At 69.5% G+C, this 14,023-nt stretch carries 14 protein-coding genes; 12 read left to right on the top strand and 2 right to left on the bottom strand.

The window, feature by feature from the left end; translation table 11 throughout:
- Positions 1-83: 83 nt before the first annotated feature.
- The 11 genes from JWS13_RS16835 (at position 84) to JWS13_RS16785 (ending at position 10,459) form a co-directional block, all read left to right on the top strand.
- Positions 84-275, top strand: coding sequence for an antitoxin (locus tag JWS13_RS16835; protein WP_124395001.1), 192 nt, complete (start codon positions 84-86; stop codon positions 273-275).
- A gap of 105 nt (positions 276-380) precedes the next feature.
- On the top strand, positions 381-1,997 hold the full coding sequence (locus JWS13_RS16830) for a Na+/H+ antiporter (RefSeq protein ID WP_206006657.1): 1,617 nt from the start codon (positions 381-383) through the stop codon (positions 1,995-1,997).
- Positions 1,994-3,259 carry a lipase family protein gene (locus tag JWS13_RS16825; RefSeq protein WP_206006656.1) on the top strand — a complete coding sequence of 422 codons (1,266 nt, stop codon included), beginning with the start codon at positions 1,994-1,996 and terminating at the stop codon, positions 3,257-3,259. The genes JWS13_RS16830 and JWS13_RS16825 overlap by 4 nt, the downstream gene beginning before the upstream one ends.
- The gene (locus JWS13_RS16820; protein WP_206006655.1) at positions 3,256-3,621 is read left to right on the top strand and encodes an MmcQ/YjbR family DNA-binding protein; all 366 of its coding nucleotides are present in this window, start codon (positions 3,256-3,258) and stop codon (positions 3,619-3,621) included. The genes JWS13_RS16825 and JWS13_RS16820 overlap by 4 nt, the downstream gene beginning before the upstream one ends.
- Positions 3,618-4,826, top strand: coding sequence for a histidine kinase (locus JWS13_RS16815; RefSeq protein ID WP_206006654.1), 1,209 nt, complete (start codon positions 3,618-3,620; stop codon positions 4,824-4,826). The genes JWS13_RS16820 and JWS13_RS16815 overlap by 4 nt, the downstream gene beginning before the upstream one ends.
- 33 nt (positions 4,827-4,859) lie before the next feature.
- Positions 4,860-5,654 carry a LytR/AlgR family response regulator transcription factor gene (locus JWS13_RS16810; RefSeq protein WP_206006653.1) on the top strand — a complete coding sequence of 265 codons (795 nt, stop codon included), beginning with the start codon at positions 4,860-4,862 and terminating at the stop codon, positions 5,652-5,654.
- On the top strand, positions 5,651-6,010 hold the full coding sequence (locus JWS13_RS16805; RefSeq protein ID WP_072944889.1) for a cofactor assembly of complex C subunit B: 360 nt from the start codon (positions 5,651-5,653) through the stop codon (positions 6,008-6,010). The genes JWS13_RS16810 and JWS13_RS16805 overlap by 4 nt, the downstream gene beginning before the upstream one ends.
- 7 nt (positions 6,011-6,017) lie before the next feature.
- The gene (locus JWS13_RS16800) at positions 6,018-7,775 is read left to right on the top strand and encodes a sodium/solute symporter (RefSeq protein WP_206006652.1); all 1,758 of its coding nucleotides are present in this window, start codon (positions 6,018-6,020) and stop codon (positions 7,773-7,775) included.
- Positions 7,776-7,959: 184 nt separating this feature from the next.
- Entirely contained in the window at positions 7,960-8,322 is a 363-nt protein-coding gene (locus JWS13_RS16795; RefSeq protein ID WP_206006651.1) for a DUF485 domain-containing protein, read from the top strand.
- Positions 8,319-9,953 carry a solute symporter family protein gene (locus JWS13_RS16790; RefSeq protein WP_206006650.1) on the top strand — a complete coding sequence of 545 codons (1,635 nt, stop codon included), beginning with the start codon at positions 8,319-8,321 and terminating at the stop codon, positions 9,951-9,953. Before JWS13_RS16795 ends, JWS13_RS16790 begins: the two co-directional genes overlap by 4 nt.
- Positions 9,954-10,027: 74 nt before the next feature.
- Complete coding sequence (locus JWS13_RS16785; RefSeq protein WP_206006649.1) at positions 10,028-10,459, top strand: type II toxin-antitoxin system Rv0910 family toxin; 432 nt, start codon at positions 10,028-10,030, stop codon at positions 10,457-10,459.
- Here JWS13_RS16785 and JWS13_RS16780 read toward each other — a convergent pair whose 3' ends face one another.
- Positions 10,460-11,374, bottom strand: coding sequence for an ABC transporter substrate-binding protein (locus JWS13_RS16780; protein WP_206006648.1), 915 nt, complete (start codon positions 11,372-11,374; stop codon positions 10,460-10,462).
- An 88-nt stretch (positions 11,375-11,462) separates the two neighbouring features.
- On the opposite strand from JWS13_RS16780, the gene JWS13_RS16775 reads away from it, so the two are divergent.
- Positions 11,463-13,736, top strand: coding sequence for an ATP-dependent DNA ligase (locus JWS13_RS16775; RefSeq protein WP_476748554.1), 2,274 nt, complete (start codon positions 11,463-11,465; stop codon positions 13,734-13,736).
- Here JWS13_RS16775 and JWS13_RS16770 read toward each other — a convergent pair.
- Entirely contained in the window at positions 13,733-14,002 is a 270-nt protein-coding gene (locus JWS13_RS16770) for a hypothetical protein (protein WP_206006646.1), read from the bottom strand. The genes JWS13_RS16775 and JWS13_RS16770 overlap by 4 nt on opposite strands.
- Positions 14,003-14,023: the final 21 nt, after the last annotated feature.

Below are 14,023 nucleotides of genomic sequence, written 5' to 3'. Positions count from 1 at the left end.
GTCAATGCTGTGAGACTGGGGGCACGGCGAGTGATCGAACTCGCGCGGACACTGCGTGCGCATGCACCGGAGGAGGAAGAACGATGAGTTTCGTCGACACACTGAAGGGCCTGCTGGGCAAGGGGAAGGAAGCCGCTTCGCAGAACGCGGACAAGGTTCACGGCGCCATCGACAAGGCCGCCGACGTCGCGGACAGCAAGACCGGGGGCAAGTACAGCAACCAGATCGACAAGGCCGCCGACGCGGCGAAGAAGGCTGTTCCCCCGAAGGAGTGAACCCTTCCCAGACACACCGTGCGGGCCCCGGTTCTCGGACCGGGGCCCGCACGTGTCTTCGGCGATGACCCGCGCATCGCGGGCGGGCGCGGCAGAATCGGTGTCGTGAACGGCGTCCTCGTGCTTCTCGTCATCATCGTGGCCATCGCCGTGACGAGTTTCGCGAAGCGCCGCGATCTGCAGGCGCCGCTCGTTCTCGTCACCATCGGGTCGGTGGCGTCGTTCATTCCCGGGATGCCGCGCCTCGAACTGGACCCGGAGGCCATCCTCGGGGTGGTGCTGCCGCCGCTGCTGTACTCCGCGGCGCTCAAGTTCTCGGTGGCCACGTTCCGGCGCCACCTCGCACCGATTCTGCGGCTGGGGATCTTCACCGTCCTGGCGACCGCGGTGGGGGTGGGCTTCTTCGCCAACTGGCTGGTTCCCGAATTCACGCTCGGCGCGGCGCTGGTCCTCGGCGCCGTGGTCGCGCCGACGGACGCGGTCAGCGCCGTCGCGGTCGGCCGAAGACTGGGTTTGCCGAACCGGGTGATCGCGATCCTCACCGGTGAGGGACTCGTCAACGACGCGACCGCGCTGACCCTGTTCGCCGTCGCCGTGTCCGCCGTCGTCGGGGCGGAGATTCCCGTGCCCCCCGTGGTGTTCTTCGCCTACGAGGTGGTCGGCGGGGTACTGATCGGACTGGTGCTCGCGAAGATCGTCGAGTGGGTGCGCCGCCGCATGTACGACTCGCCGCTGGAAACGGTGCTGGGGCTGATGCTCCCGTTCGCCGCGTACCTCGCGGCCGAGGAAATGCACGCGTCCGGGGTGCTGTCCGTCGTCGCCGCGGGGTTCCTGATGGGGCACAAGGCCACCGACGCGTCCGTGGCCACCCGCATCCAGGAGCGGTCGCTGTGGGAGAGCGTCGACCTCCTGCTCGAGATGTTCGTGTTCGCCTACATGGGGCTGCAACTGAGGTTCGTCATCGACGACGTCCGCGACCAGGGCCTGCCGGTGCACCACATCTTCTTCTACGGCTTCGCGGTCCTCGCCGTGGTCATGGCGATCCGCCCGGCGTGGATCCTGCTGCACTGGCTCCGCCGCCGCCTCGGGCTGGCGATCAGGACGCCGGGCGGCTCGGTGGAACTGGGGTGGCGGGAGAGCGTCGTCGTGTCCTGGGCGGGAATGCGCGGGGTCGTCACGCTCGCTGCCGCGTCCGGTGTGCCCGTGGTGATCGCGAGCGGCCAGCCGTTCCCGGGGCGCGAGGTGATCCAGGCGATCGCGTTCGTCGTGGCCGTCGGCACCCTCCTGATCCAGGGCGCCACCATGCCGCTGCTGATCCGGATGCTCGATCTGGCGGATCCCGACGAACGCAGGCGCGAGGAGGAACAGGTGACGCTGGCCCGCGCGATCTCACGCGACGCGGGCGAACGGGCGCTCGTCGAATTCGCCGCGAACCCGCCCGAGGGAGTCGACCGCGCGTCGGTCACCGACATCCTCGACCGGGTGCGCCGGTCGATGCGGGCCCGCCTGCAGGCCGAGGAGGCGGAGGACGCCGCCGAGAAGCAGCGGGCAGGCGCACTGTTCGACCACTACCGCCGAGCTGCCCTGCGCGCGCAGCGGGAGGCGCTGATCGCCGCCCGCGATGCGGGCACGCTCGACGACGAAGTGATGCGTAGCGTGTTGGAAGGCCTCGATGTGGAGGAGGCCGCAGCCGAGGAACGGGTGCGGAGACGTCGCGAATGAGGTGCGAGGTGGGTGTGCGTCCGGTGCGAACCGCCGTGGTCGCGCTGGCCGGTGCCCTGGTGCTGACCGTTCCCCTCACGCTGGCCGCCTGCGCCACGGACGCGGCCTCCCCGGCTCCGCCTCCCACGACCTCGATGGCTGCACCCGCTTCTCCGTCCGTTCCCCCGGCGCCGACGGGCGACCAGCGGGGCGCGCTGATCAGTCGGCAGCCGGTGCCCGACATCGACCCGGCGATCACCGCCCTCGGTGCCACGGCCACCCGCGTCGTCTACCGGTCGACGTCCGGCGTCGACGGCGGCGGCTCGGAGGTGGTGGGCACGGTCTTCACTCCCGGCGGCCCCGCACCCGAGGGCGGCAGGCCCGTCGTGACGGTCGGGCACGGCACCACGGGCGTCACCGACGAATGCGCCCCGTCGTCGTCGCCGACGCTGCTGGGCACCACGAACCTCGTCCGGCCGCTGCTGCAGCGGGGGTACGTCGTGACCGTCACCGATTACCAGGGCCTCGGCACCGACGGCCCGCACCCCTACCTCGAACCGGACACCGCCGCCTACGACCTGATCGACGCGGTCCGGGCGGCGCGCACCCTGGTGCCGGACGCGTCGACGCGCTGGGCGGCGATCGGAGTGTCGCAGGGCGGGCAGGCGTCGTGGTCCGCGGCCGAGCACGCCGGCGACTACGGCGACGGCCTCGAGTTCGTCGGCGCGGCGAACCTGTCACCCGCGGCCGACCTGTCGGGGATCGTCGCCGACGGCACCGTCGAACCACTGTCGTTGCCGCAGAAGATGTTCCTGCCGTATCTCCTCGAGGGACTGCAGGTGATCCACCCGGAGCTGAACCCCGCCGACTACATGCGCGGCGCCCTCGCCGCCAGCCCCGACGTCACGCTGTCCTGCGTCGCCGCGAAACTCCAGGAGAAGTGGACGGTGGCGACCCAGCTCGCCCCGGCCGACACGGGACCGCGGACGGCGGCCGACGCCGAGCGCATGCGCGGGTGGCTGCAGGACATCGCACTGCCGAAGACCGGTGCGGGCGGACCGATGCTCGTCGTCGTGGGGGATCGGGACAACCTCATTCTGCCGCAATGGACTTCGCAGGCCGTCGACAACGCGTGCACGCTCGGCGATGTGGTCGAGTTCGACACCCGGCCCGGAGAGGGCCACGCGGACGGGCGATCCGTCCCCGGGGCGGTGCAGTGGATCGCCGACCGCTTCGCAGGCGTGCCCGCGCCGGACACGTGCAACGGGGGAGGAACGCCGTGAAGAAAGCCGACCTCGAACGGCTGCGGGCGCTGTGCCTCGCGCTGCCGGAGGCAACGGAGCGGGTCAGTCACGGCGAACCGGCGTGGTTCGTCCGCAAGGCACCACAGTTCGCGACCCTCGCCGACCGGCACCACGACGACCGGGTGTCGTTCTGGGCCGCGGCCCCGCCGGGCGCACAACAGGATTGGATGCACCGCGACCCCGGCCGGTTCTTCGTCCCGCCGTACGTCGGGGGCCGCGGATGGATCGGGGTGTACCTCGACGTCCCGCAGGACTGGGACGACGTCGCCGACATCGTCGAGGACGCGTACCGCACCGTCGCCCCGAAGACCCTGATCGCCCGACTGGACACCGGCGAATGACGGGATCCGTCGTCGCCGTGGTGGCGTTACTCGTCCTCGTTCCCCTCGTCACGTTCACCGCCGTGTGGCTGCGCGCCCGGCGCGAGTTGACGACCCCCACCGAGCGGGCCGTCCACACGACCCTGCACACCGCGTCGCTGGCGGCGCGCCCGTTGCGGCGGGGGCTCGACGAGACGTCGGCGGACGAGGCCGCGCCGCATCTGCGTCAGCTGACCGGCGCGCAGGCGCTGGGCGTCTTCGACGCCGCCGGTGACCTGCTCGCGTGGAGCGGACCGCACGAGGCGATGACCGAACAACTACGCGACGCGGCGGCCCGCGCGGTCGACGGGGAACGCCGGGTGCTCGTCGCCTACGGCGGCCTCGTCCGGGGTGCGGGCGACAACGCCGTCCGCGCGCTGATCGCCCAGCCGCTGCTCATCGAGGCCACCGGCGTGGTCGGTGTGCTCGGCATCGTCACCACCGAAGACCCCGGACCGGGCATGCTCGGCGCCGTCACCGAGGTCGCCCGGTACGCGTGCAGCCAGATCGAACTCGCCGACCTCGACGCGTCCCGCGCCCGCCTCGACCGCGCCGAGGTCCGGGCGCTGCGCGCGCAGATCAGCCCCCATTTCATCTACAACGCGCTGAACACGGTGGCGTCGTTCGTCCGCACCGACCCCGACCGCGCCCGGGAACTGATCCTCGAGTTCGCCGACTTCACCCGGTACTCGTTCCGGTCGGCGGGGGAGTTCACCCAGCTGGCCGACGAACTGCGCAACATCGACCGGTACCTCACCCTCGAGCGTGCCCGGTTCGGCGACGCCCTCGCCGTGAAATTGCAGGTGGCGCCCGAGGTGCTGAACGTGGTGCTGCCGTTCCTCGCGCTGCAACCGCTGGTCGAGAACGCGGTCCGGCACGGCATCGCCGCCAAACCGGACGGCGGCACCGTCAGCATCGTCGCCGCCGACGAGGGCACCGACTGCGTGATCAGCGTCGAGGACGACGGCGTCGGCATGGACCCGGAACTGCTGCGGTCGGGGTCGCTGGACGCGGTGGCCGAATCTTCCGGGGTCAAGGAGGCGGCGCACGTCGGGCTCGCCAACGTCGACGACCGCCTGCGCGCCGCGTTCGGCAACGACTACGGACTGGTGGTGGAGACCGCGCCCGGCGCGGGCACCAAGGTGAGCATGCGCGTCCCGAAGTTCCGGCGGGGGATCTCGACGTGAACGGGAAGCGTCCGTGCGACGATTGCTGTCGTTGTGAACCACACTGACGACAGGTCCCCGGACGCACCCCTCACCGTGCTGGCCGTCGACGACGAGAAACCCGCCCTCGACGAGTTGGCGTTCCTGCTGCGCGCCCAGGACGCGGTCGGCGACATCCGGACCGCCGGCGACGCCACCACGGCGCTGCGCATCCTCCGGGACGGCGACATCGACGCCGTCTTCCTCGACATCAACATGCCCGGACTCGACGGTCTCGAGCTGGCCGGCATCCTCGCGAACTTCGCGTCCCCGCCGCAGGTGGTGTTCGTGACCGCCCACGACGACCGGGCCGTCGCCGCCTTCGACCTCGGCGCCGTGGACTACCTCCTCAAACCGCTGCGCGAGGAGCGGCTGGCGGAGTCCGTGCGCCGCATCGTCGAGGGCCGCCGCAGGCGCCTCGACGCCGGGCCTCCCGCCCCCACCGACGAGGTGATCCCGGTCGAACTCGGCGGCATCACGACCCTCGTGCACCGATCCTCCGTCGAATGGGTCGAAGCGGACGGCGACTACGCGCGCCTGCACACCGCGGACGGCTCGCATCTCGTCCGCATCCCCATCTCGGCGCTGGAGACGCGCTGGGCGGACGCCGGGTTCCTGCGGGTGCACCGCTCGTACCTCGTCGCGCTGCCGCGGGTCACCGGGATCCGGACCGTCGGCACCGGACTGGTCGTGTGCCTCCGCGCGCACGGCGACCACCCGCCCGTCGAACTGCCGGTCAGCCGCAGGCACACCCGGATGCTCAAGGACCGGCTGGTGCGGGCGCCGAAACAGACGTGGACGACGCGATGAGTTCGCCCGAGCGGGTGCGGGTCGTCCTCGCCCAGCGTCGCGGGGCGCGCATCGTCCGCACCCGCGTCGAAGTGCAGGAACAGACCGCGGTCGGGGACGCGATGATCCGCGGGCTCGTCCGCACCCAACTCGTGCTCGCGATCCGGCTGGCGCTTCTCGCGGCGTGCCTGCTGTGCGCGGTGCCGCTCGTGATGTTCCTGTTCCCGGCGCTGTCGAACGTGTCGGTGCTCGGAATCCGGCTGCCGTGGGTGGTCCTCGGCGCGCTCGTGTACCCGGTGCTGCTGACCACCGGCTGGATCTACGTGCGGCAGGCCGAGCGCAACGAGCAGGAATTCACCGACCTGGTGGACGACTGAGCGTCCCGTGCCCACCGACCAACCCATTCCCTGGCTGACCCTGGCCGGTCTCGCGGCCGCCGCGGTCGCGACGGTGGCCATCGGCATCTACGGAGTGCGGTTGGCGCGCACCACCTCCGACTTCCTCGTCGCGTCCCGCAGCGTCGGACCGCGGTGGAACGCCGCCGCCATCTCCGGCGAGTACCTTTCCGCCGCATCCTTTCTCGGCGTCGCAGGCCTGATCGCGAAATACGGCGCGGACGCCCTCTGGTACCCGATCGGGTTTACCGCCGGCTACCTCGGGCTGCTGCTGTTCGTCGCCGCACCGCTGCGACGGTCCGGCGCCTACACGGTGCCCGACTTCGCCGAGTTCCGGCTAGGCTCCCGCCGGCTCCGCACCCTCGCGATGCTCGTCGTCGCCGCCGTCTGCGCCCTGTACCTCGTCCCGCAATTCCAGGGTGCAGGACTGACCCTGAACATCCTGCTCGGCGTGCCCAGCTGGGTCGGGGCCGTCGTCGTCGGGGTCATCGTCATCGCCAACGTCGTCGGCGGCGGCATGCGGTCCATCACGTTCGTCCAGGCGTTCCAGTACTGGCTGAAACTCACCGCGGTCGCGATCCCGGCGCTCGTGCTGTCGGTGTACTTCTTCAACGATCACCACGAACTGGGCGCCGCCGCACCGCCCACCGTCGGCGAGCAGACCACCGTCGACATCACCACCGACGTCGTCGTCCAGGTGTCCGAACCGGTGACGGTCGGCGGGTCGGGGACCATCGACGGCGTCGAGGCGACCGGTGACGTCCGGCTCGAACCGGGCGAACACCACCTCGGGGAGGGCACGACGATGACCCTCGAAGCCGGGGCGCCCGTACCCGTGGTCGCCGGCGCACCCGCCGACAACTCCGACTGGATCGCCCCCGGCTGGGGATTCGGCGGCGAACACCCCATGTACCAGGTGTACTCGCTGATCCTCGCCACCTTCCTCGGCACCCTCGGACTGCCGCACGTGCTGGTCCGGTTCTACACCAACCCCGACGGGCGGGCCGCCCGGCTGACATCGCTGGCCGTGGTCGGGTTGCTCGGCGTGTTCTACCTGTTCCCGACGCTGCTCGGGGTGTTCGCGCGGCTGTACGTGCCGCAACTGCTCATCACCGGCACATCCGACGCCGCGGTCCTGCTGCTGCCCGGCTCCGTCTTCTCCGGGTGGGCCGGGCAACTCCTCGCCGCGCTCGTCGCGTCCGGGGCGATCGCCGCGTTCCTGTCCACGTCGTCCGGCCTGCTCGTCAGCATCGCCGGGGTACTCAGCACCGACGTCCTGCGCGGCCGGATCCGGGACTTTCGGATCGCCGCCGTCCTCGCCGGGGCTGTGCCGCTCGCGCTGTCGCTCGCGGTGACGTCGCTGGACCTGTCGCGCACGGTGGGGCTGGTGTTCGCGGTCGCGGCGTCGACCCTCTGCCCGCTGCTCGTCCTCGGCATCTGGTGGCGTGGACTCACCGCGGTCGGGGCCGGTGCCGGGATGGTGACGGGCGGGCTCGTCGCCGGGTGCGCGGCCGGGGTGTCGGTGTTCGGCGGCCTCACCGCCGACGTCTGGAACGGCTGGCCCGCGGCGATGGTCGCCTACCCGGCGGCCGTCAGCGTCCCACTGGCCTTCGTCACGATGGTGCTGGTCAGCAAGGCGACAAAGCGTCACATCCCCGTCGACCTCAGCCGGATCTTCACCCGTATGCACGCCCCCGAACGGCTCGATGTGGGCTCCGACCGCGAGGGGGAGCTCCGCTCCCCGTGAGTGGTTAATGAGTCCCTGCACTCCTTTCGCACGCACGGGTGGCGGAGCCGCTTGTCGCGGTCGGGTGACCGTTCGCCGCACAGTCCGGCAGCTCGCCGTGTGACAGCCGCCACAGCCTGTTTCTGTGACTCACCTCTCACTAACGTCGGCACTCAGTTCACTTCACACGACCAAGGAGTCTGCAGTGACCACAGCCGACCTCAGTGAGGGCGCACCGCAGAAGCGGCGCACCCCTGATGCGCAAGCCTTCGTAGACATGCAGGCGAGCCCGGAGTTCCAGGAGTTGCGACACCGCCTGCGCAGTTTCGTCTTCCCGATGACGGCGTTCTTCCTCACCTGGTACGCGGCGTACGTCCTGCTCGCCACGTACGCCCCCGAGTTCATGGCGACCAAGGTGATCGGCAACGTCAACCTGGGCATCATCCTCGGTCTCGGCCAGTTCGTGACCACGTTCGTGATCACCGCGCTGTACGTCAAATTCGCCAACCGGGAACTCGATCCCCGCTCCTCCGCGATCCGCGACGAGCTGGAAGGACCGCTCCAGTGATCACCACACTCGCCGCAGCCACCGACGTCGGCAACCCGCTCCTCAACATCGCCATCTTCGTGGCGTTCGTCGTGATCACGATGACCATCGTGATCCGCGCGAGCCGCACCACCAAGAAGGCGTCGGACTTCTACACCGGCGGCGGCCAGTTCTCCGGACCGCAGAACGGTTTCGCCATCGCGGGCGACTACCTGTCGGCGGCGTCGTTCCTCGGCATCGCCGGCGCCATCGCGGTGTACGGCTACGACGGCTTCCTGTACTCCGTCGGCTTCCTCGTCGCCTGGCTGGTGGCGCTGCTGCTGGTCGCGGAACTGCTGCGCAACACCGGCCGGTTCACGATGGCGGACGTGCTGAGCTTCCGGCTCAAGCAGCGTCCCGTGCGGATGGCGGCGGCGCTGTCCACGCTGGTGGTCTCGCTGTTCTACCTGCTCGCGCAGATGGCGGGCGCAGGCGGGCTCGTCGCACTGCTGCTGAACATCGACGGCAAGGTCGGTCAGGCAATCGTCGTCGCGGTCGTCGGTGTGCTGATGATCGTCTACGTGCTGGTCGGCGGCATGAAGGGCACCACCTACGTGCAGATGGTCAAGGCGGTGCTGCTGGTCGCGGGCGCAGGCATCATGTTCTTCCTCGTCCTGTTCGCGGTGCGCGGCAACTTCTCCCAGCTGCTCGCGGACGCCCAGGCGACGGTCGCCGGCTCCACGAACGAGGCGATCGCGGGCCGCGACATCCTCGCCCCCGGCGCCAAGTACGGCATCAGCGCGATGAGCAAGCTCGACTTCATCTCGCTCGGCATCGCACTGGTCCTCGGCACCGCGGGCCTGCCGCACGTGCTGATGCGGTTCTACACCGTTCCCACCGCCAAGGAAGCCCGCCGCTCGGTGACCTGGGCGATCGGACTGATCGGCGCGTTCTACCTGTTCACGCTCGTCCTCGGCTACGGCGCCGCCAAGATGGTCGGCCCCGACGTCATCCTCGCCGCACCCGGCAAGGAGAACGCGGCGGCACCGCTGCTCGCATTCGAACTGGGCGGCACCATCTTCCTCGCCATCATCTCCGCGGTGGCGTTCGCGACCATCCTCGCCGTGGTGGCGGGGCTGGCGATCACGGCGTCGGCGTCGTTCGCCCACGACATCTACGCCAGCGTCATCAAGCGTGGAAACGCGTCGGAAGAGTCCCAGGTGCGGGTCTCCCGGATCACGGTCGTCGTGATCGGTCTCGTGTCGATCGTCCTCGGCATCCTCGCCATGGGCCAGAACATCGCGTTCCTGGTGGCGCTCGCCTTCGCGGTGGCCGCCTCGGCCAACCTGCCGACGCTGCTGTACTCGCTGTTCTGGAAGAAGTTCAACACCACCGGCGCCCTGTTCAGCATCTACGGCGGCCTGATCAGCTGCCTCCTGCTGATCGTGTTCTCCCCGGCCGTGTCCGGTAAGCCGTCGTCGATGTTCCCGACCGCCGACTTCGACTTCTTCCCGCTCGCCAACCCGGGCATCGTCTCCATCCCGCTGGCGTTCGTGCTCGGCATCGTCGGCACCTACGTCGGTCGCGGCAAGGCGGAGGATCCCGCCAAGCAGGCCGAGATGGAGGTCCGCTCTCTCACCGGTGTCGGTGTGGAGAAGGCCGTCTCGCACTAACTGGCCTCCGGCCCCGTGAGTACTTGTTAACCGCCCGCGGTTAACAAGTACTCACGGGCCGTTAGGCTGCCCCAATGGCGAAACTCACGGTCAAGACCGACGTTCCCCTCAGCCCCCAGGACACCTGGGACAAGGCCTCGAATCTGCGGGACTTCGACAAGTGGTTCGTGGTCCACGACGGCTGGCGCGGCGAACTGCCCGAGACCCTCACTGCTGGAACCGAGCTCAGTTCCGTCGTCACGGTGAAGGGCCTCCGCAACCGCGTGAAGTGGACGATCAAGGAGTACGACGCCCCCAACCGCATCGTCCTGAAGGGCGACGGCAAGGGTGGCGTGAAGCTCGGACTGGTGCTCGACGTCAAGGCGAAGGGCGACGCCTCCGAGGTGGCGTTCACCATCGAACTCGGTGGCGCACCCCTCTTCGGCCCCATCGGCTCGGGTGTCGCGAAGGCGCTGAAGGGCGACATCGAGAAATCCCTGCAGACGTTCGTCGAGCTGTACGCCTGATCAATCGAGGACGTGCGCGCCGCCGGTGTCGGTGATCCACTCGGCGGCAAGGGCGTCCAGCGTCCCGTCGGCGTAGAGGGAATCGACGGCCGCGGAGACGCACGCCGTGAGCGGGCTGTTCTTCTCCAGCACGAGACCGAAGAATTCGGTGACGGCGTTCGGACGCGGGAACTGACCGACGAGAACGCTGTCCTTCACCTCGTTGGCGGTGATCTGAAACCCGGTCGGGATGTCCACCACCAGCGCGTCGATGGTGCCCGCGGCCAGGGCGGCCTTGGCGTCGTCGGTGGTGGCGAAACTGACCGGTGCCTGGCGGGGCTGCACCGTCTGCGCGATGGCGTCGAAACTCGTGGACCCCACCTGCGCCCCGAGGCGGAACGGCGCGAGATCGGCCAGCGACTTGGCGCGCGCCGCGGGAGAGTTCTTCAGCGCCAGCACCGACTGCGTGACGGCGTAATACGGCGAACTGAAATCGACCGTCTCACGCCGGGTGTCGACGATCGTGAACTGGTCGATGGCGAAGTCGAAATCCTTCTCGCCGGCCGCCAGCGCGTCGTTGAAGTCGACGGTCTCGAAGTGCACCTGGTCCGGACCGTATCCCAGCTTCTCGACCACTTCCCGCGCGACGGCGCCCTCGTAGCCCTTGCCGTTGGACGGGTCGCCGTCGACGAACCACGGCCGGTACGACGGGCTGTCGGTGGCGATGGTGACCACGCCGTCCTGTGCGGTGATGCCGCTGCCGGGGGCGCAGTCGCCGACCGCCCGGGTGGACGGAAGTTTGGTGAACGCTTCGGGAATCGTCGACGCCTCGGCCTGCGAGTCGACCTGCGCCGTGGTGTCGGTGGAGCAGGATCCGGCGAGCAATGTCAGTGCAGCGGATATAGCGGCGGCGGCTGTCTTGGGACCTCGGTGCACCCCGTCATCTTGCCTGGCGGGTGGCGATCCGGCCAGCGAAGCGGCCGCGCGGCGCACAATATGTATGTATTGGCGGAGGGAGGAACGCGTGGCCACAGCGGGAACTCGGCAACTGACGGTCGAAGGGCATCGCCTGTCCCTGACCAACCTCGGCAAGGTCCTCTACCCGGAGTCGGGCACCGCGAAGGGTGAGGTGATCGACTACTACTCGCGGATCGCGCCGGCCATGCTGCCGCACGTCGTGGACCGTCCCGCCACCCGCAAACGCTGGCCCAACGGGGTGGACAGCGAGCCGTTCTTCGAGAAGAACCTCGCGGCCTCCGCACCGGGATGGCTGGAGCGCCGCGCACTCGAGCACTCGGATCGTTCCGTGCACTACCCGCTTCTGAACTCGGTCGCGGCCCTCGTGTGGGCGGGACAGCAGGCCGCACTCGAACTGCATGTGCCGCAGTGGCGGTTCGACGGGTCGCATCGGGGTCCGGCGACCCGCATCGTCTTCGACCTCGACCCCGGACCCGGTGTGGGTCTCGCCGAATGCGCGGAGGTGGCACGGGCCGTGCGCGACCTGGTCGCGAACCTCGGCTGGACCGCGTACCCGGTCACCAGCGGCAGCAAGGGCATTCACCTGTACGTGCCGCTCGACCGGAAGCTGGACGGTTCGGGCGCGTCGACCGTCGCGAAGCAGGTGGCGACGGGACTGGAGAAACTGCGCCCCGAACTCGTCACCGCGACCATGGCCAAGGCGGTGCGCGCGGGCAAGGTATTCGTCGACTGGAGCCAGAACAATCCGTCCAAGACGACCATCGCCCCGTACTCGCTGCGCGGGCGCTCCCAGCCGTACGTCGCGGCGCCGCGCAGCTGGGACGAACTCGACGACCCCGACCTCCGGCAGCTGCGGTTCGAGGAAGTGCTCGAACGGTGGGAGTCGGACGGCGATCTGCTCGCCGGACTCGATCCGCCGCTCGAGGACGCCGCCGCCCTCGCCGAGTACCGCCGCAAGCGTGATCCCGGACGGACACCCGAGCCGATGCCGCACACGGTGCAGCCGGGGAACGGCAACAGCTTCGTCATCCAGGAACATCACGCCCGGCGGCTCCATTACGACCTGCGACTGGAACGGGACGGGGTTCTCGTGTCGTGGGCGGTGCCGAAGAACGTGCCGACGACGACGGGGGAGAATCGCCTGGCCGTGCACACCGAGGACCATCCGCTCGAATACCTCACGTTCTCCGGGAGCATCCCGAAGGGCGAGTATGGGGGCGGCCAGATGACCATCTGGGACACGGGCACGTACGACACCGAGAAGTGGCGGGACGACGAGGTGATCGTCCAGTTGCACGGTGAGCAGGTGGAGGGCCGGTTCGCGCTGATCCGCACGAAGGGCGACCAGTGGCTGATGCACCTGATGAAGGACCAGACGCCGGGCGGGTCGCGGTCGTCGGAACTGCCGCGCGGGTTGTCGCCGATGCTCGCGAGCCCCGGCACCCTCGACGGCCTCGACGCCGACGAGTGGGCTTTCGAGGGGAAGTGGGACGGCATCAGGGTGATCGCCGAGATCAGTGGCGGCGAGCTGAAGATGACGAGCCGCGCGGGCAACGACAAGACCGGGGACTACGCGCAATTGGGTTGGCTGGCAGATTCTCTCGAAGACCACGAGGTGGTCCTGGACGGCGAAGTGGTCGCGTTCGACGAGCGGGGTGTCGCGAACTTCGGTCTGCTGCAGCAGGGCAACGAGCCGCACTTCCTCGCGTTCGACGTGCTGTACCTCGACGGAGTGTCGTTGCTGCGCAAGAAGTACACCGACCGGCGCCGCGTCCTCGAGGCGCTGGCGGCCAAGGTCGACGACCTGGACGTGCCGCCGCAACTGTACGGGTCCGCGCAGGAAGCCCTGGACGAGAGTCGCGGCAAGGGGTGGGAAGGTGTGGTGGCCAAACGCCGCGAATCCGTGTACCTGCCGGGCAAGCGGGGGTCGAGCTGGATCAAGGTGAAGAACTGGCGCACACAGGAAGCCGTGATCGGCGGGTGGCGCCGCGGTCAGGGCGGGCGGTCCAGCGGCATCGGTTCGGTGCTGCTCGGCGTCCCCGAGAACGACGGCCTGCGCTACATCGGACGCGTCGGAACCGGGTTCACCGAACGGGATCTGCAGGAACTCGCATCCACCCTGGGACCGCTCGAAACCGACACCAGCCCGTTCGTCGAAGATCTGCCCACCGCCGACCGCAAGGGGGCCGTGTGGGTGACCCCCACCCTCGTCGCGGAGGTGCGGTTCATGGATTGGACCGGCTCGCGAAGACTGCGGCACCCCAGCTGGCGTGGGCTCCGGGACGACAAGTCACCCGAAGACGTCGAGGTGGAGTCCTAATACCGCCAGGGCGCCGGCTCGAAGGGGTCCACCGCCGCGGTGTCGAATGATCCGGGCGATTCCTGCGTGGGGGTGTTCAGCGCCGGGGGAGTGAAGACCGGGAGGGGTGTGGACTCCGTGTCCACGTCACGCTGCTGTTCGGTGATACTCACGTCGGCGACCGGAGGCGCAGCTCCGCCTGCCACGGCGATCCCGGCCGCGCCGACGACGGAGAGGACGAACGCCGCGCCTGCGCCGATCGCGATGCGGGTCTTGATGGGGGACATGGTGTGAACAACCTCCGGTGA

It is taken from the genome of Rhodococcus pseudokoreensis (assembly GCF_017068395.1).
Lineage (GTDB): Bacteria > Actinomycetota > Actinomycetes > Mycobacteriales > Mycobacteriaceae > Rhodococcus_F > Rhodococcus_F pseudokoreensis.
This window is presented reverse-complemented; position numbering and strand designations above follow the sequence as displayed.